The sequence below is a fragment of the Albibacterium sp. genome (assembly GCF_035514885.1).
Lineage (GTDB): Bacteria > Bacteroidota > Bacteroidia > Sphingobacteriales > Sphingobacteriaceae > Albibacterium.
On sequence record NZ_DATJCH010000024.1, the window covers coordinates 15,298 to 32,044 of the forward strand.

Below are 16,747 nucleotides of genomic sequence, written 5' to 3' on the forward strand. Positions count from 1 at the left end.
TCCATAAACTGCTGCTATTTTTTCAAAAATTAATTATTATGTGTTGAAGCGTAGGTTTGAACGATTGAATAACCAGCCTCATCAATAGAGTAAGTAAGTTTATCAATCTTAGAAGTAAATACGTTGTACATAACAACCGCAATCGTAGAAGTAAAGATACCAGTTGCAGTGTTAACCAATGCTTCAGAAATACCATTCGCCAATTGTGCCTGGTCAGGAGCTCCACCAGTTGCCAAGGCTGCGAACGCCTTAATCATACCTGTTACTGTTCCTAATAGACCTGTCAATGTACCAATAGATACTAATGTAGCGATAACCGTCATGTTTTTCTCAAGCATAGGCATCTCTAAAGCAGTTGCTTCTTCAATTTCCTTCTCAATTGCAATACTTGCTTGCTCAGGATTAACACGTGTATCAGCTGAAGCTTCTTTGTATTTTACCAATCCGGTTCTGATTACATTCGCAACAGATCCTTTTTGTTTATCACACTCAGCGATAGCTGCATCAATATTTCCTGTAGCAAGGAATCCTTGAATACGAGTTACAAATTCATCTACATTTCCTTTTCCAGAAGCTTTGCTGATTACAAAGAAACGCTCAAAAGAAAATACAATAGTCATCGTTAATAGTCCCAATAATACCGGTACAACAAGACCAGCTTTGTATACCATTCCGAAATAATCACCTGGTAATGGTTGTCCTAATTCTGGATCTCCACCTTCAAAGTGTGAAGGATCACCCATGATATACTTCCAAACAATATATCCAAGAATAAAACAAATAATGATAGCTAAACTTGCAAAAAGGTTAGAACCTGACGAGCTACCTTGTTTCTTTGCCTTGTTTGGTGTTGGTGCATTTGCCATTTTTTTTAAATTTTAGTTTTTAGTTTTTAATGATTTATGTTAATTAGTTAATAGTTTACTCTTCCATCTCTGTAAAAGCCTAAAGCAAACTTAAGATTTTACAAAATAAAAACAAATAAAGTTTTTTTTAAATTTTTAAGTCCTCAACCTCGGCGTGCAACAGCGGCATCAACGCCGAAATGATTGTTTTTGTCTATTCAAATATTGCCATTTCTGCCAACAATATTCTACAATAGAAACCATTTTTTTTCAATATTGCAAATAATTTCAATAAAAAAGCGAAAGCTTGTTTCGATTAAGAAATAACAATTTCCCCTAACTCTTATCCATTCAACCCTCTGGTTATATTTAAATATCTTATTTACAGTTTCGTAAATTATTTGTTATAGAACTGGAAATACTTGCATCAGGTAAAATCTCCGAATCCGAAAAATTATGGCTAGCCTCCTGATTGCTTGGCTTTATATCCGCTGGCGAGTAACAACTCCATTACCCGCTTTCTAAAATCACCTTGAATTAAGATCACTCCCTCTTTAACAGAACCTCCCACCCCACACTTTTGCTTTAGCATCTTGCCCAAGCTATCTAAATCCTGATCGCTACCAATAAAGCCGGTAATTAAAGTTACTGACTTCCCGGCTCGTTGCTTCTTATCAAGTGAAACACGTAAATTTTGCTGTTTAGGCTGGAGCGTCTCCTCTTCTCCAGATTGGTTCTCTTCAATAAAGTTATAATTCGAATCAGTCGAATACATAATACCAGAAAACACTTTCTTCTTAGACTTTGACATACCTAAATGTAATAATATTCCTTCTCAATAAATAACCTGCAATGATTTTGGATGAACTTTTATCTCCAAATCCTTACCTAATAAAATAGGTTGTCCATCAACATGAACATCCCCCCCAACTGCTCGTTTAATATAAATCTCCTTTCCTCTGATAATTTCTATATACTCAGATTTATCTGCAGTCTTATTAAAAAGGTGGAACAACATCTTCGGGAAAAGGTATAATGGAAAAGGTTTTACGATGCAAACGTCTAACAAACCATCGCTAACAGATGCCTTAGGAGACACATGAGCATTATTGCCATATTGAGAAGAATTAGCCAGACTAATCATAAAGGCTTCTCGCTTGAACTTTTTGCCGTCAATGATAAAATCATAAATCTGCGATTTATAACTTGTAATTTCAGAAAACACAGTCTTCATATAACCATAGGGACCTCTAACGCTCTCCTTATCGAAACGATTGCTGATAACGGCATCAAAACCAATACCTGCCATATTAAAAAAAGAGTGGCCATTCAAAACACCGCTGTCAATCGATCTAATCTGAAATCTATTCAGAATTGCAATCGCCTCCTTAACTCCGCTTGGAATTTCAAGAAACGTTGCCAATCCATTTCCCGATCCTTCGGGCACAATCCCCAAAACCACTGAAGTATTAACCAGTGCTTTTGCAATTTCATTAATTGTGCCATCTCCCCCTACAGCTACAATTGCATCGTAATTGCCGTTAACCGCTTCTTCAGCCAGTTCAGCACCATGATTTGGCCTCTCCGTAAATCGATATTGAGCATCAAACAATTCATGGTTAAGATAAAGCTTTGCCTGCTGCTCAAAATTGCGCTTATTCTTTCCTCCCGAAATCGGATTAATAATAAACAATAGCTTCTTTCTCATTTTACGCATCCTCTCTAACCACTTAAATCACAAATCTAAATCATTTAATTGAAGGATAATTAAATCCGATAAAATTATTTAACACCGACGTAGATCAAAGGTAACTGTATCTATAATGAAAAGCAGATTCTACATAAGTCCAAAGGACTTCCTAGGGACATTATAGGTATTTGCCCCTATGAAGTCCCTAGGAAGTCCCTAGAACGTCCCTACAATATCCTTTGAATTATAGAAGGAATTCTTATTGATTTAAGGAGCAATTATATAAAATGAAGGTTTAAATAAGCAGCTCTAAAAGTGATTCTAAAAAAAGCAATCACTTTTAGAAAACTTTACTCTATTAAGAAAATAGAGATTCTTTTAACTCATAAAATTTATCGTACTTTTGCCTTGAATTAAGAATGTGGATTGATTTGCTGTACTGTAGAAAGGTGCTAAGATTGCAACCACAGTAAAAAAGTGCTAAAGCAAGCGACAATCTTTGTTTGTTTCTCCACTTAATCTACAAGGCAATCGACATTTTCAATAGTTTATTAAAAAACTCTTAAACGTTATTAATATGCCTTATTTTTTCACATCAGAATCAGTATCAGAAGGTCATCCAGATAAAGTAGCCGATCAGATTTCAGACGCATTAATTGATAATTTTTTAGCATGGGATCCAGATTCAAGGGTTGCAGTAGAGACGTTGGTAACAACCGGACAAGTTGTTCTTGCTGGTGAAGTAAAATCTAACATTTATTTAGATATTCCACATATCACACGTGATGTGATCAAGAAAATCGGATATACAAAATCCGAATATATGTTTGAAGCTAATTCATGCGGCATATTATCAGCCATCCATGAACAATCAGCTGATATTAATCAAGGAGTTGATCGCGTTAAAAAGGAAGATCAAGGTGCGGGCGATCAAGGCATCATGTTTGGCTATGCTAATAATGAAACCGAAAACTACATGCCTTTAGCATTGGATCTTTCTCATAAACTATTAATTGAGCTTGCTGTTTTAAGAAGAGAAAATAAGGAGATAACTTACCTTCGTCCGGATGCTAAATCGCAAGTTACGATAGAATACAGCGATGATCATAAACCACTAAGGATCGATACCATTGTTATATCTACTCAGCATGATGATTTTGATGAGGAAACTAAAATGTTAGCGAAAATCAACTCTGATATTGTTAATATATTAATTCCACGCGTGAAAGAATCATTAAAGCCAGAGTTACAGGCTTTATTTACTGACGATATCAAATTTCATATCAATCCAACCGGAAAGTTTGTGATTGGTGGACCTCATGGGGATACCGGTCTAACAGGAAGAAAGATTATTGTAGATACCTACGGCGGTAAAGGCGGACATGGTGGAGGTGCTTTCTCTGGGAAAGATCCTTCAAAAGTAGACAGATCAGGTGCTTACGCAACTCGTCATATCGCCAAAAATCTAGTTGCCGCAGGAGTTGCTGATGAAATTCTTGTTCAGATATCTTATGCCATTGGTGTAAAAAATCCTATGGGGATTTATGTAAATACATATGGAACGTCTAAAGTAAACTTTTCTGATAGCGAAATAGCTACTAAGATTGAATCAATGTTTGATATGACTCCTTATGGCATCGAAACTCGCCTAGGTCTTAGAAATCCGATTTATTCTGAAACAGCTGCATATGGCCATATGGGCCGAGAGCCACAAAAGGTTACAAAAACGTTTAAGAATATCCATAACGAGGAGAAAACAATGGAGGTAGAGTTATTTACCTGGGAGAAATTAGACAGTATTGATAAGGTAAAGGAAGCTTTTGGCCTATAGCTCTATTGGTTTTCTATAATTATGTCGATGAGAAAAGCTCTTGGATATATTCTTTCACCGCTGCATTATATAGCCTTTGGCTTACTTTTATTAGTGTTTCACCCTCTTCAATGGTTGAGTTTAAAGCTAGGAGGCTATAAAGCACATAAAAAGACGGTTGATATATTTAACCTTTGCCTTTTAACTACCTATTATCTTTTAGGAAATAGTGTAAGCTTTACCCAGCGGTTTGATTTACCTACAGGCCGCCCTATTCTTTTTATATCCAACCATCAAAGTATGTATGATATACCTCCTTTGATTTTCTTTTTAAGGAGGTATCACGCCAAATTCATCTCTAAGATTGAACTAACGAAGGGTATACCGAGCATCTCTTTTAATTTAAAATATGGTGGCGGAGCCAATATAGATCGAAAGGATAGTAAGCAGGCAATTGCTGAGATTCTTAAATTAGCACAGAGAATGAAGGCAAACAATTGGTCGGCAGTTATATTTCCAGAGGGAACGCGTGCGAAAACAGGAGAATTAAAACCGTTTTCAGCCGGCGGAATTGCGAGCATTATTAAGAAAGTTCCGAATGTATTGATAGTCCCGATCGCTATTAATAACTCCTGGAAGATGGTCCGATATGGAACCTATCCTTTAAATACGTTTATCAATATGAGCTGGACTGTTTTAAAGCCTATTGAACCTCAAGGTTTGGCTATAGATGAGCTTATTAAAGAAACCGAGAAAGCTATCCATGATCATATACAATCGTTGAAACCCACACAAGCTTAACGAACCATTCTCCCCTTCCATAAATACTTACCGCTATTACCTGCAATACCAATAAATATGAGGTAAAATATATGCAGCAAAGACAGAAAAGGAAGATAAAATAAATAGGCCGACCGTTTAGCAAAATCAGAAACGGGCAACAAGAATATTAGCTCCATCAGCATCTTAAAAGAAATACAGTACAAAACAACCTTCCAAAGGCTTGGATTAAACAGAGCGCCGACTGTATTAATAACCAGAAATACATTAAAGAGCCAAATGCATATACCTAAGACAACAATCGATTTGTTTTTATACTTTGTGCTTTTTGAGGCCCAACGCTTTCGCTGACTTAAAAAAGACGATAAATCCTCTTTGGCTTCTGTATAAACAATGGCTCCTTGATTCTTACAGAATCCTACCCGATCAGGATATTTTTCGACTACCTTATGTAAAAATAACTCATCATCGCCTGAGGCTAATTCATCTATCCCTTTAAATCCACCCAATTCAAGAAATACATCTCTTTTGTATGCCAGGTTTGCTCCATTACAGGTTGAAGCCTTCTTATTGCCTATGCTGGCAGCCCCCAGACCTATCAGATATAAGAACTCCAAGGTTTGAAGTCTTTCAAACAGATTCTTTTCATTGTGATACATAACCGGTCCGGAAATAAAAAGCAAATCTTCCTTTTCATAGAGTGAAACCATGGCATTTAGCCACATAGGTTTCATACGGCAGTCTGCATCTGTTGCGACAATCAATTCTCCTGATGCATAGTTAATCGCTTCAGAGATCGCTTTTTTCTTATATGAATTTAAGGGCTCTTTTTCGTTTAACCGTATCAACCGAACTCCTTGATTTGAGAAAGAACGAATAATTTCAGCTGTATTGTCAGTAGAATGATCATCCACCACAATAACTTCTAATAAATGGGATGGATAATCCTGATCTAATATATCCTGTATAGTAGATCCGATATTCTTTTCTTCATTTCTTGCTGCAATTAAAACACTGACGACAGTGCGAGGAGTAGCTTTGGATTGAGAGGGTTTCAATAAATACCATCCTCTCATTAAATACAAAATGACGATGCCGTAAAAAGCTGTCAGCACTAATGTAATGTAGTTAATTATCTCTTGTACCAAAGAAGTTGATTTTAAATACGAAAACGGATCCTATAATTGCCGGAATTATTAAGTTGACAAACCACACACAAGCAGTAATTGCCATGACTGCAACAATATGTGGTGTAATAAAACCAAAAAAGTAACTTGCTGTAACGCTTCTTACTCCAACATCCAGCAAATCTAATGAAGGTAAAGCAGACTGCACAAAGAATAAGATAAATATCATCGGAATCATTTCCAATACAGGCATATCGGGAATAATAACCTGCATTAATATACAATATTGTGAGGTGAATATGGCATAACGCGTTATTGAATAAATAAATACACGTTGAATATCCTCTTTCTTATAACGCAGCAATAAATCAAGAAAACGCTTATACTTTTTCAGGAACCTTATTTTAGATAACCAGGTATTGATTAACTTGATATTAAAATATAGTAACAGGAAAAAACTTATGTAAACAAGTCCGGCCAGACATATCACAATAAAGAACATTGAGTTTACATCCAAGTATTTCCCTATAAACCAGCAAACGGCAATCATTCCAACTACATTGGTAATCACCATTTGCGAGATGGCTCCTATCAACATACCTATTACTCCAAAGACTCTCTTTCTTGACTTAAGAAAAAACACCCGACCTCCATATTCTCCGATTCGATTGGGGGTAAAAACAGCCCAGGACAATCCGGAAAATACAGATTCTATCGCTTTTCTTAATCCGATAGGTTCAAAATGGCTGCATATAAACTTCCATTTGAGTGCTTCGGTGAACCAGTTCATTAACATAAGCACGAAAATCACTAAAAGAGTAATGTAAATCCGGGTGGGATTAATTTCAAACATTAACTTATAAAAATCACGGATCGCATTATTATTTGTGAGGAGCTTATAACAATACCAGATGACAAGAATAAAAATGCTTATCTTTAAGATATAGCCGATCGCTCTTTTCAATTGTGTATTCAAAAATCTGTTTTTAATTCGAATTATACCATGGGCCTTTGCAGACCACCTCTTAGAACTATCAAAGAAATGCAAAAATCTCTGGATTTACCGTAATATTGTAAAATGAAGTTAAAAAGCAAGACTGAGCGTATAATTTTGGGCATAGATCCGGGAACTTCAATTATGGGTTACGGATTAATTAAAGAGAGTGGTAATAAAATAAGTCTTATTACTCTCGGAATTATTAAACTCAACCATCTGTCTAATCATGCTTTAAAGCTTCAGTCTATTTTCATTAAGACGACTGAAATCATCAATGCTTATCAACCCGATTGTATTGCACTTGAAGCCCCCTTTTTTGGAAAGAATGTACAATCTATGCTAAAGCTTGGCAGGGCGCAAGGAGTAGCTATGGCTGCTGGTTTAGCCTTGAACATCCCCATCTTTGAATATGCGCCACGCAAAATAAAGCAATCGGTAACAGGGAATGGGAATGCAGGCAAGGAGCAAGTTTCCGCTATGTTAAAAACCCTGTTAAAATTTGATGAGAGTCCTCAATTTTTAGACGCAACAGATGGTTTAGCAGTAGCAGTTTGCCATTCTTTTCAAAATGCAAAAGGAGATAGTAATTTACAAAGTTATTCGGGCTGGTCGGCTTTTGTTAAAAACAATAAGGACCGGATAGGCTAGCTCTTCGCTTAACTTTATTCTTCTAATCTTCCAGTTTCTTACTAAGAGCTTGTTTAATCTTCAATGAATCTTCTGAAAGTTCATTTTCGCTTAATTTTAATTTTTCCCTGCTAAAATCCATATCAGAAACGTTATTGATAGGAATCAAATGGATATGGGTATGAGCAACTTCAAGACCTACAACTGCAACACCAATTTTCTCACAAGGAAATGCCTCTTTAATTCCTTTCGATACGATTTTGGCAAACATCCATAAACCGATATATTCATTGTCTTCCATATCAAATATATAGTCGGTAGGATTTTTAGGTATTACTAACACGTGTCCATGAGCCAGTGGATTAATATCCATAAATGCCAAAAACTCATTTGTTTCTGCTACTTTATTAACAGGAATATCTCCTGAAATGATTTTAGAGAAAATAGTTTCCATAGCTTATTTTTCTTCGAAAATACAAAAAAGCGGCTCGTTAAGGAAGCCGCTTTTAATATTAATCCTATTTAATTTAAGATTATTGCCTTATCTAGATATTTCTATTATCTCTAATTCGATCAGACCTGCAGGTACTTCTATCTGGGCTTTATCTCCAACAGATTTACCTAATAGCCCTTGAGCAATTGGTGACTTCACCGATATTTTGCCTGCTTTCAGGTCTGCTTCAGTTTCCGAAACCAATTGGTAGGTCATAAGCATCCCATTCTTCAGATTTTTCAATTTAACAATAGATAGTGCCAAGACTTTTGATGCGTCTAACTTAGATTCATCAATTAACCTAGCATTCGCTAATACCTCGCTAAGCTTCGCTATCCTACTCTCATGATGACCTTGGGCATCTTTGGCAGCGTCGTATTCAGCATTTTCTGACAAATCTCCTTTATCGCGTGCTTCAGCGATGGCTTTTGCAATTGCAGTTCTTCCTACCGTCTTCAACTGATGCAATTCCTGCTTCAACTTCTCAAGTCCTTCTGCAGTATAATAAGTTATTTCTGCCATATATATATTTTAATTAGAATTCATACAAAAAGCGGCAAGACCATATACGCTCTATTAGCGTATGATCTTGCCGTGTTATACAAAGATAAAAAACTATTTAAAGAAAGTAAAAAAATTACTCATGATCCACGAACTTATAACCCATTCCTCGAACGGTTATCAAATAACAAGGTTTATCCGGGTTTTGTTCTATCTTTTTTCTTAACCTGACGATATGCATATCCAGTGTTCTGGTATTCAAATTTGAACTATACCCCCAAACTACTTCCATCAATTCATCGCGACCAATAACACGTCCTAAGTTCTGTAAGAAATATAAAAGGATTCTATTTTCCAGAATTGTTAATTCAATTCTTTTACCCTCACGAACCAATGTATGGATTGCAGGTTGGTGCTCTGTATTACCAAAAGATAAATTTTCTATAGGTTGCGAAACAAAGTATTTCACTTTGTTTTCTACCATAGCCACCAATACATCCATATTAAATGGCTTTGTAATATAATCGGAAACTCCAAAGGTATAGGCATCAATCTTATCGACATCCTGTGATTTGGCAGTCATCATGATCACTATATTATTAAAACCATTTTGACGGATATGCTCACACACTTCAGCACCTGATTTCCCGGGGAGCATCCAATCCAGCAAAACAATATCTGGTTTTTCTCGTAAGATCAATTCTTCTCCATCAATTCCATTGGAAGCCTGAATGACTTGGAATTGCTCTGACTCTAAACGATGAACAACCAAAAACCGAAGATTCTCATCGTCCTCAATAACTGCTATTTTAATATTGTTAGGCATAATGTATTTATTTGGTTATTCTATTCATTGATATCTAAAGGTAATGTAATTTTAAAGGATGATCCTTTCCCTTTCTTACTTTCCACAGATATATCTCCATTCATTAAGTTAATAACTTCCTTACAAAAAGCCAGGCCAAGCCCTATACTACCCTGCTGATTAAACTGGGATTGAATTCGATAAAATTTTTTAAAAATATTTATCTGATCCTCTTTGCTAATTCCGATACCTTTATCTTCAAATTTAAAAATTATTTGTCTTCTTTGCTTATAGACACTGATCCTTAAGTACTTATTTTCCGGAAAGGAGTATTTATATGCATTATCTATGATATTATGGAAAACACTCGTTAATAAAGTAATATCAGTATTCAATGTACTTACACCAGAAATATTGTATTGGATATCAAAATCGGGATTTTTAACCCGATAGGTATTAACCATGTTTTGACAAAAATCTTCTACATCAATAGGCTGTTTCTTCAATTTAAATACTTTATTTTCGATTTGCGTAAAAGACAATAAAGTATTTAAAAGGTTATTCAACTTATCAGCTTCTTCATCTAATATTTTTCCATAATAGTTTCTCTCAACGTCTGAAAGTTTTGTAGCACTCCGTATATTACTCCCTGCTATTTTAATTACGCTTACAGGTGTTTTAAATTCATGTGATAGGTTATTGACGAAATCGTACTGCAGCTTAAACATACGGAAATTAATTTTCAAGTTCCGATAAATCAAATAAGCAATAAGCAACAAGAAAAGATATACGATGGAGATGATGGATGCAATGGGTAAAAAGATATTGTTGACTTCTCTATTCAAATATAAACGTGACGATTGAAAGTATAACTTATAATCAGACAAGGCTCCTGACAATGGCATTTGCGTAGTGATAACTGAAGGATCCGATTCGAAAGACTCAAAAAACAATGGTTTGATTGAAACGCTCTCATATAATTCGGGATGTACATTTCGTACTTCTAAGAAAGTAGGGTCTAAGAAGAAAGTTAAAATGTCAAATTCATAAACAGAGCTGTCTGCACCTTCCTTCTCCATAAAATTCTTAAAGACCTTAATCTCATCTCTTCTGGGAATTGTCATATAGGAAATCTTACCAGAATTGACCCAATAAAATGTATTAAAGATATCGCTTATGTTCAGAATCTTTGATGAATCAGCAGTCTCGATAAAAGAAGCAAAACGTACCGCCATGTTATTAAACTCACCAATGTTATTTAATGACAGGGCAGAGCCTGTGTTAGCCTTATAAAGCAGTATAGAATCCTGATCTGGCTTATCGGTAAATTGATAAATAGCCTTTGGGGAAATAAACAAGCCATGAACTGCAAATCCATAACTGATTGGATGATTACTTATCTGAGTATCTGAAAAAAGAATTCTTTTAACAATTGGGTAGTTTTCAATTATAGAATCGGCATATTTTTTTCCGCTCAAAGAATCCAGATATCCCTGATAGTAGGAAACCTCACTTATTCTATTTTGAAAAAAGTCATTATAGGCCGATAAGCTTTGATCGAACACTTCGATCTTTTTTGTATTAAAATTATTATCGACGTAGTTACGCGTAAAACTATATCCAAGAATTAAGGCAATAATATAGAAAGCCGTAATCAATACCAAAAAGGCAATAATTAACAATAAATTCTTATGTATAACAAATTTGAGGCGTTTCATTATTATTGGTAAACAGTATATATAAAGCTACCTATTGGAGATAGGTATCAAAGAACTCTGCAAGTTCTTTGTACAAAGAAATTTTGTTCTTCTCATCCTCGAACTGATGCCCCTCCTCTTCATTTAACATGTAGGTAACAGGTATTCCTTTATTCCTAAGGTCCTTCACAAATTGATTGGTTTCATTCACATTACTTCTGGCATCCCTGCTTCCCTGGATTATAAAGACAGGATGTTTTATCTTATCTGTGTGAAATATAGGAGAATTCTTTCTGAAATACTCGCTATCTTTCATGGGATCTCCTATCATCTCATGAGCCATTTGTCTATATGGTTTATAATTCAAAGGGTCTTCCTGTGAATAAGTAAATAGGTTTGTAATACCTGAATAAGAAGCAGCACAAGCGTATAGATTAGGTTTGTAGCAGGAGCTATGGAGGGCAGAGTACCCTCCGAGACTAAAGCCATAGATCCCAATTTTTGTAGAATCAACGATTCCTTCTTGTATAAGCCATGTAGTAGCATCTGTTATATCATCCTGCAAAACGGTTCCCCAATTCCTGAACCCCTTAAACCATTGTTGTTTTCCAAAGCCTTTAATTCCTCGTGTGTTTACTTGTAAGATTACATATCCCCTAGATGCCAAAAACTGAATTTCCGGATTATACCCCCATACAGCTCTGGAATTAATTCCAACCGGAGGAATAACAATAGCAGGCATACTGTTATTAGCATCCCGAGGCACCGTTAAATAACCTGATAGCTGAAGGCCATCCCGATTATAAAATGTAATGGGTCTCATAGGAGCTAGGTCATCAGGTTTTAGATGTGGATTATCTTCTGATAATTTCAATAATTCATCTTCCTTATAATTATAATAATAAGTAGCACCAGCATCTATATCCAGAGAGGCATGCACTATGAAGCCTGTAAAGACACTGTCCCTTGCAATCAACTTCAATGAATAATCAGGAATATGATTGCTAATCTTAGAGAATACATCCTTTAGCTTTTGATCAAAGAAATGCCGTTCAGGACGTAAATTATCATATCCTATGAAGCCCATATTCCCTTCTTCTAAAGAATATCCAACTGTATTTAAATCAACTGCCGGATGCTCATAAAGAACTTGCGTTTCAGTGCCTGTATTTAAATCAATCTCCACAAGGGCCAATTTATCTCGCATTAAATCAGACAATGCATATATTCGATCTCTATTTGAATGAGTAAAACCCAATGGTTGTATATTGGCTCGATAACTACTTTTGATTATCGGTTGAAAAACTGATTCTTCATTATCACGGGTCATGATAGTTTCAGTTCTCCCGTCTGAAACCACTGCTAATCTAATCTTACCGGAACAATCAGGCATCCACATACCTACATTCCCTGGGTTATGAACAACTAACTGTTTCTGACCTGTCTGGATATTTAATCTATAAGCATCGAACAGTAGGGAGTCTCGGTCGTTTAAAGATATTAGAATCTCATCATTGATAATCTGTCTAGGTTCTATCCAATGCATTTTTGATGAGGAAGTGAATATAGATCGAAGTGTATGATCTTTACTATTTACAGCCATTAAGCGTAAGCTATCTTCCGACCCTTGATCCATCAGAAAAATCAATTCATCGTTATTGACCCAGAAAGCAGACTGAACACCTTGTTGATTAAAGGAAGTAATGCGATGTGTACTGGTATCAGCCAGATCTATGACATAAATGTTCTTGTGGCCTTCATGGTTCTCAAGAAATGAAATATATTTTCCATCAGGTGATATCTCAAAGTTATCTTTCTCTGTGGTATGGAAAAATAATTCAGCAGGTAGCCGGTTCCCTTTTCCTTGACAAGAAAATAGAAAAACTGACACCCCAATAAGATAAAAGAATAGTATGCTTCTTCTCATGCATTTCTCCTTAATAAACGCTTTATATCTAATGGTCTTTTTACAATAAATAACTAGATATCAACAGTAAGTGAAATTAGGAAAAATTCAGTGCTAAAAAAAACGGTTATTAGTAACATTTAAAATACAGCTTGAAATATTAATTGAGGAAAAGCCCTACCTTCGCAGATATGATACTTTACAATATAACAGTTATTGCTGATAACGATATTAAAGATGAATTTAGAGAATGGACTATTCATGTCTTTTTACCAACCATAAGTAAGAGTGAACTATTCAAATCTCAATCTCTTTTAAAAGTTAAAGATTCTCCCAATGATGGAGAAACTTTCTGCATACAAATAATTGCTAATGGTGATAAGGAGATAAATCTATTCCAACAGGATCAGCTTTTCCTCCTACATGAAAAGAGTAAAGATGTTTGGCTAAATAAAATATTTCTTTTCGAAAGTCAAATGGAGTACCTAGCTGTATACTAGTTATCAATTCTATATTTAGGATCGTATCGAATAGTTGGTGAAAAGAGATGTAATAAGATGACTCTTGAATACCTATAGTTAATAGGTGATAATAATATAATTAAAGGAATAAGTACACCACAATAAAACCAAGGAGATTCGCTCCTGATCAGGAAATACAAAACAAATGCTGCAATCAACAGTTCGATAACCGCCAATGCATAGCTTATATACATGGAAATATAAAAATATCCCGGTTCGATCTCAAAGTACAAACCACAATGAGAGCACACCTGATTGGTTCTTTGTTGCTTTATAGAATAAGGGCTTCCGTAAAAAATCTTACCGACACGACAACGTGGGCATTTGCAAGAAAGCATAGCATTCAGCTTAGAGCTCTGGGCCATGATCATCTGGTTCTTCAGGATCGCGATATTTTTTAAACCAGACAAGACCTACTATTCCAACTGCAAGAAAGGGACAACCAAGAAGGAAAAGGATGCCTTTATTTAACGTCTTACCTTGTGTATTGCCATTTTTCACAGAACTCTCAGCTGTTAACGAACACATCGCACATTGTGCTTTTGTTTCTTTGATGGGTACTCCTAAAAATACGATCGTCAATGCACTAATAAAGAATATTTTAAACAACAACGACTTCATATCAAATCTCTTAAATGTTTTTATCAATTAAATGCGTAATAAGGCGATATCATTAAATACACAACAACTCCGGTAATAGTGACATATAGCCAAATAGGAAAACTCCAACGTACTAATTTACGATGTTTTTCAACATGCATCTTCATCCCATGGTAAAAACTTAACAAAATCAATGGTAAAACCACTGCTGCCAAGATAATATGGGTTATCAATATGAAGAAGTATACATATCTGATTGTACCCACTCCGCCAAACTTCGTTTCTAAACCTGCAGAATGAAAGATTAGATAGGAAATTAAGAATACTGACGATAATATAAACGCAGTAATATTTAAAAGCTTATGTATTTTAACTTTTTTCTGGCGAATAAAATAATACGATACCAATAGCAGAATTGTACAAGTACCATTTATTGATGCATTCAATGTTGGCAGGAACTGTACCCACTTAGGAAGAACATCGTGGTTGGGAAAGAGGTTCACGATATTGGCCTGTAATAAAACAATAACCAACAAAACGATTGCAGAGATCGTCCATACAATCCTAAATATCAACTTATCATTCATTTCTCTTACCTTTAGATTCTTCTGTAATTAACAAAATCATTTCTCCAACCAGTCTATCTACTTCATCTTTTGTATAGACTTCATAATAACCTCTGATTTGCCGTTTGGTATCTAATAAAACAATATACGGACTGTGGATTATATCATGATTGAGAGTGTCCCGGAAACCATCAAGCAAAAACTCCTCCCTTGAAATTCTGGAGGTTTCTTTTTCACTACCCGTTAAAAACTGCCAGTTGGTATTTTCAATATGATACTTTTCAGAAAGACTTTTCAATACATCGGGTGTATCATTTGAATCCAACGAAATACTATATAAATTAACCATTGGATGTTTACCAAACTTTTGTGCAACCTTATCCATGGCTAATTCCATCATAGTACCGAATGCTTCGCAATCTGTATGCATAAAACTAACTACAGTAAGGGAATGTCTTTCAGGAAAGTCAATAACTTTACCTTCTTGATTGATCAACTGAAAGGGTTGTATTTGGGTAATGCTGCCTACTTCTTCCTTACCTAAGTAAGGGAGAGATTTATATATATTTTCCCCCGTCTGCCTTAAATATAAATGCAATAACCCTGGTATTAATAAAATTACTACCAGGGTTATTATTTTTCCTAAAGAATATTTCTTATTCTTTTCAGCCATTCAATTTCCTTTTATTTGAAATCATCAAAGCTTTTATCTGGAAAGAATCATGCCAATATAATCGCCTTCTATTAATACCAATATTATTAAATAAATAAGCAAAAATAACGGTATTCCAAGCATGACTTTAAATCCTTTAGCTTCAAAATTAAGGTGCATAAAATATGCTACTATATAGAATGCCTTTAATAGCGTTAAAAGGATGTATACTACCACTACAGCAATTGACTTTTCAATTAACCCGGTTTCTACAAAACCCAATGCTATAATAAATTCAAGCGCTGTTAATCCTAATAAATAAAAGAAAACTTTCCATATTTTACTTTTAGTCATATCAGCTTCAGCATGTTCGTAACGAAGTGCTTCAATTTTATCATCTGTTGTCATAACTATTATCTTTTTATAAAATTAAACCAAATAGAAAAATGTAAATACAAACACCCATACCAAATCCACAAAGTGCCAATAAAGGCCAACCTTCTCTATCATTAAGTAAGTGCCCCGTCTTTCAAAAACATTTGATAGAGTCATTAGCAAAATGATAATATTTACAGTGATACCTATTGTTACGTGTAAACCATGAAAACCTGTTATTGCAAAAAAGTAACTCGAGAATTGGGTGGCACCCATTGCCTGAGCTCCTAAATATTCATCAGGAATAGCTCCAAACCAAAAACCTGCATGGTTTAAGTGTGTCCACTCCAAAGCTTGACAACCTAAGAATGTTAAACCTCCAATGATTGTAAGAATCATCCAGGTTACAACCTCCTTCTTAGCACGACGATGACCAGCCTCTACTGCCAATACCATAGTAACGGAGCTCATGATCAGAATAAAAGTCATAATCCCAACAAATACAAGTGGTGCACCTGTATCAGTAATAAAAGGGATTGATTGGAACACATGATCAGGGTTTGGCCATGTATCCTGGATAAACATCCGTTGCGCTCCATAAGCTACTAAAAAGCCAGTAAAAGTAAAGGCATCTGATAACAGGAAAAGCCACATCATTATTTTCCCGTATTCTATTTTGAATGGGGATGTTCCTCCTGACCAATTGCCAGTCTTTACTTCATCTAATTTTGAAATAGTTGCGTTCATTATAAAAG

At 35.2% G+C, this 16,747-nt stretch carries 20 protein-coding genes; 4 read left to right on the top strand and 16 right to left on the bottom strand.

The window, feature by feature from the left end; translation table 11 throughout:
- Positions 1–29: 29 nt before the first annotated feature.
- From VL047_RS11185 to VL047_RS11195, 3 genes are all read right to left on the bottom strand, one after another.
- A complete protein-coding gene (locus tag VL047_RS11185; RefSeq protein ID WP_325360606.1) occupies positions 30–866 on the bottom strand; it encodes a MotA/TolQ/ExbB proton channel family protein in 837 nt (278 codons plus the stop codon).
- Between the two features lie 439 nt (positions 867–1,305).
- The gene (locus tag VL047_RS11190; RefSeq protein WP_325360608.1) at positions 1,306–1,656 is read right to left on the bottom strand and encodes a translation initiation factor; all 351 of its coding nucleotides are present in this window, start codon (positions 1,654–1,656) and stop codon (positions 1,306–1,308) included.
- A gap of 24 nt (positions 1,657–1,680) precedes the next feature.
- Positions 1,681–2,553 carry a diacylglycerol kinase family protein gene (locus tag VL047_RS11195; RefSeq protein WP_325360610.1) on the bottom strand — a complete coding sequence of 291 codons (873 nt, stop codon included), beginning with the start codon at positions 2,551–2,553 and terminating at the stop codon, positions 1,681–1,683.
- A gap of 559 nt (positions 2,554–3,112) precedes the next feature.
- Between VL047_RS11195 and metK the strand changes: the two genes are divergently transcribed.
- Positions 3,113–4,366: a methionine adenosyltransferase gene (metK, locus tag VL047_RS11200; RefSeq protein WP_325360612.1), complete on the top strand. Its 1,254-nt coding sequence runs from the start codon at positions 3,113–3,115 to the stop codon at positions 4,364–4,366.
- A gap of 27 nt (positions 4,367–4,393) precedes the next feature.
- The gene (locus VL047_RS11205; protein ID WP_325361274.1) at positions 4,394–5,146 is read left to right on the top strand and encodes a lysophospholipid acyltransferase family protein; all 753 of its coding nucleotides are present in this window, start codon (positions 4,394–4,396) and stop codon (positions 5,144–5,146) included.
- Here the strand turns inward: VL047_RS11205 and VL047_RS11210 are convergent.
- Both VL047_RS11210 and VL047_RS11215 read right to left on the bottom strand, forming a co-directional pair.
- On the bottom strand, positions 5,143–6,273 hold the full coding sequence (locus VL047_RS11210; RefSeq protein ID WP_325360614.1) for a glycosyltransferase family 2 protein: 1,131 nt from the start codon (positions 6,271–6,273) through the stop codon (positions 5,143–5,145). The two genes, VL047_RS11205 and VL047_RS11210, sit on opposite strands and share 4 nt — an antisense overlap.
- The gene (locus tag VL047_RS11215) at positions 6,254–7,042 is read right to left on the bottom strand and encodes a hypothetical protein (protein ID WP_325360616.1); all 789 of its coding nucleotides are present in this window, start codon (positions 7,040–7,042) and stop codon (positions 6,254–6,256) included. The genes VL047_RS11210 and VL047_RS11215 overlap by 20 nt, the downstream gene beginning before the upstream one ends.
- 288 nt (positions 7,043–7,330) lie before the next feature.
- Between VL047_RS11215 and ruvC the strand changes: the two genes are divergently transcribed.
- On the top strand, positions 7,331–7,897 hold the full coding sequence (gene ruvC, locus VL047_RS11220; protein ID WP_325360617.1) for a crossover junction endodeoxyribonuclease RuvC: 567 nt from the start codon (positions 7,331–7,333) through the stop codon (positions 7,895–7,897).
- A 22-nt stretch (positions 7,898–7,919) separates the two neighbouring features.
- Here ruvC and VL047_RS11225 read toward each other — a convergent pair whose 3' ends face one another.
- The 5 genes from VL047_RS11225 to VL047_RS11245 all read right to left on the bottom strand — a co-directional run bounded on the left by VL047_RS11225 (position 7,920) and on the right by VL047_RS11245 (position 13,299).
- On the bottom strand, positions 7,920–8,330 hold the full coding sequence (locus VL047_RS11225; protein WP_325360618.1) for an HIT family protein: 411 nt from the start codon (positions 8,328–8,330) through the stop codon (positions 7,920–7,922).
- A gap of 87 nt (positions 8,331–8,417) precedes the next feature.
- Entirely contained in the window at positions 8,418–8,891 is a 474-nt protein-coding gene (gene greA / locus VL047_RS11230; RefSeq protein ID WP_325360619.1) for a transcription elongation factor GreA, read from the bottom strand.
- Between the two features lie 115 nt (positions 8,892–9,006).
- Positions 9,007–9,696, bottom strand: coding sequence for a response regulator transcription factor (locus VL047_RS11235; protein WP_325360620.1), 690 nt, complete (start codon positions 9,694–9,696; stop codon positions 9,007–9,009).
- A gap of 20 nt (positions 9,697–9,716) precedes the next feature.
- Positions 9,717–11,393, bottom strand: a complete 1,677-nt coding sequence (locus VL047_RS11240) for a HAMP domain-containing sensor histidine kinase (RefSeq protein ID WP_325360622.1) — start codon at positions 11,391–11,393, stop codon at positions 9,717–9,719.
- 31 nt (positions 11,394–11,424) lie between these two features.
- Positions 11,425–13,299, bottom strand: a complete 1,875-nt coding sequence (locus tag VL047_RS11245; RefSeq protein ID WP_325360623.1) for a prolyl oligopeptidase family serine peptidase — start codon at positions 13,297–13,299, stop codon at positions 11,425–11,427.
- 170 nt (positions 13,300–13,469) lie between these two features.
- On the opposite strand from VL047_RS11245, the gene VL047_RS11250 reads away from it, so the two are divergent.
- Positions 13,470–13,778, top strand: a complete 309-nt coding sequence (locus VL047_RS11250) for a DUF4286 family protein (protein WP_325360624.1) — start codon at positions 13,470–13,472, stop codon at positions 13,776–13,778.
- Here the strand turns inward: VL047_RS11250 and VL047_RS11255 are convergent.
- The 6 genes from VL047_RS11255 to VL047_RS11280 are packed head-to-tail and all read right to left on the bottom strand — an operon-like array spanning position 13,775 to position 16,739.
- The gene (locus tag VL047_RS11255; RefSeq protein ID WP_325360625.1) at positions 13,775–14,164 is read right to left on the bottom strand and encodes a DUF983 domain-containing protein; all 390 of its coding nucleotides are present in this window, start codon (positions 14,162–14,164) and stop codon (positions 13,775–13,777) included. The genes VL047_RS11250 and VL047_RS11255 overlap by 4 nt on opposite strands.
- Positions 14,148–14,420: a hypothetical protein gene (locus VL047_RS11260; RefSeq protein ID WP_325360627.1), complete on the bottom strand. Its 273-nt coding sequence runs from the start codon at positions 14,418–14,420 to the stop codon at positions 14,148–14,150. Before VL047_RS11260 ends, VL047_RS11255 begins: the two co-directional genes overlap by 17 nt.
- A gap of 23 nt (positions 14,421–14,443) precedes the next feature.
- Positions 14,444–14,986 (bottom strand): DUF420 domain-containing protein, encoded by a 543-nt coding sequence (locus VL047_RS11265; RefSeq protein WP_325360628.1) that lies wholly within the window; start codon positions 14,984–14,986, stop codon positions 14,444–14,446.
- Entirely contained in the window at positions 14,979–15,638 is a 660-nt protein-coding gene (locus tag VL047_RS11270; RefSeq protein ID WP_325360629.1) for an SCO family protein, read from the bottom strand. Before VL047_RS11270 ends, VL047_RS11265 begins: the two co-directional genes overlap by 8 nt.
- A 33-nt stretch (positions 15,639–15,671) precedes the next feature.
- On the bottom strand, positions 15,672–16,025 hold the full coding sequence (locus tag VL047_RS11275) for a cytochrome C oxidase subunit IV family protein (protein WP_325360630.1): 354 nt from the start codon (positions 16,023–16,025) through the stop codon (positions 15,672–15,674).
- A gap of 21 nt (positions 16,026–16,046) precedes the next feature.
- Positions 16,047–16,739 (bottom strand): cytochrome c oxidase subunit 3, encoded by a 693-nt coding sequence (locus tag VL047_RS11280; protein WP_325360631.1) that lies wholly within the window; start codon positions 16,737–16,739, stop codon positions 16,047–16,049.
- Positions 16,740–16,747: the final 8 nt, after the last annotated feature.

Bases quoted from the DNA above. Each gene is read 5' to 3' on its own strand.
- VL047_RS11185 (WP_325360606.1), bottom strand. From the start codon at position 866: ATGGCAAATGCACCAACACCAAACAAGGCAAAGAAACAAGGTAGCTCG.
- VL047_RS11190 (WP_325360608.1), bottom strand. From the start codon at position 1,656: ATGTCAAAGTCTAAGAAGAAAGTGTTTTCTGGTATTATGTATTCGACT.
- VL047_RS11195 (WP_325360610.1), bottom strand. From the start codon at position 2,553: ATGAGAAAGAAGCTATTGTTTATTATTAATCCGATTTCGGGAGGAAAG.
- metK (WP_325360612.1), top strand. From the start codon at position 3,113: ATGCCTTATTTTTTCACATCAGAATCAGTATCAGAAGGTCATCCAGAT.
- VL047_RS11205 (WP_325361274.1), top strand. From the start codon at position 4,394: ATGAGAAAAGCTCTTGGATATATTCTTTCACCGCTGCATTATATAGCC.
- VL047_RS11215 (WP_325360616.1), bottom strand. From the start codon at position 7,042: ATGAACTGGTTCACCGAAGCACTCAAATGGAAGTTTATATGCAGCCAT.
- ruvC (WP_325360617.1), top strand. From the start codon at position 7,331: ATGAAGTTAAAAAGCAAGACTGAGCGTATAATTTTGGGCATAGATCCG.
- VL047_RS11225 (WP_325360618.1), bottom strand. From the start codon at position 8,330: ATGGAAACTATTTTCTCTAAAATCATTTCAGGAGATATTCCTGTTAAT.
- greA (WP_325360619.1), bottom strand. From the start codon at position 8,891: ATGGCAGAAATAACTTATTATACTGCAGAAGGACTTGAGAAGTTGAAG.
- VL047_RS11235 (WP_325360620.1), bottom strand. From the start codon at position 9,696: ATGCCTAACAATATTAAAATAGCAGTTATTGAGGACGATGAGAATCTT.
- VL047_RS11240 (WP_325360622.1), bottom strand. From the start codon at position 11,393: ATGAAACGCCTCAAATTTGTTATACATAAGAATTTATTGTTAATTATT.
- VL047_RS11245 (WP_325360623.1), bottom strand. From the start codon at position 13,299: ATGAGAAGAAGCATACTATTCTTTTATCTTATTGGGGTGTCAGTTTTT.
- VL047_RS11250 (WP_325360624.1), top strand. From the start codon at position 13,470: ATGATACTTTACAATATAACAGTTATTGCTGATAACGATATTAAAGAT.
- VL047_RS11255 (WP_325360625.1), bottom strand. From the start codon at position 14,164: ATGGCCCAGAGCTCTAAGCTGAATGCTATGCTTTCTTGCAAATGCCCA.
- VL047_RS11260 (WP_325360627.1), bottom strand. From the start codon at position 14,420: ATGAAGTCGTTGTTGTTTAAAATATTCTTTATTAGTGCATTGACGATC.
- VL047_RS11265 (WP_325360628.1), bottom strand. From the start codon at position 14,986: ATGAATGATAAGTTGATATTTAGGATTGTATGGACGATCTCTGCAATC.
- VL047_RS11270 (WP_325360629.1), bottom strand. From the start codon at position 15,638: ATGGCTGAAAAGAATAAGAAATATTCTTTAGGAAAAATAATAACCCTG.
- VL047_RS11275 (WP_325360630.1), bottom strand. From the start codon at position 16,025: ATGACAACAGATGATAAAATTGAAGCACTTCGTTACGAACATGCTGAA.
- VL047_RS11280 (WP_325360631.1), bottom strand. From the start codon at position 16,739: ATGAACGCAACTATTTCAAAATTAGATGAAGTAAAGACTGGCAATTGG.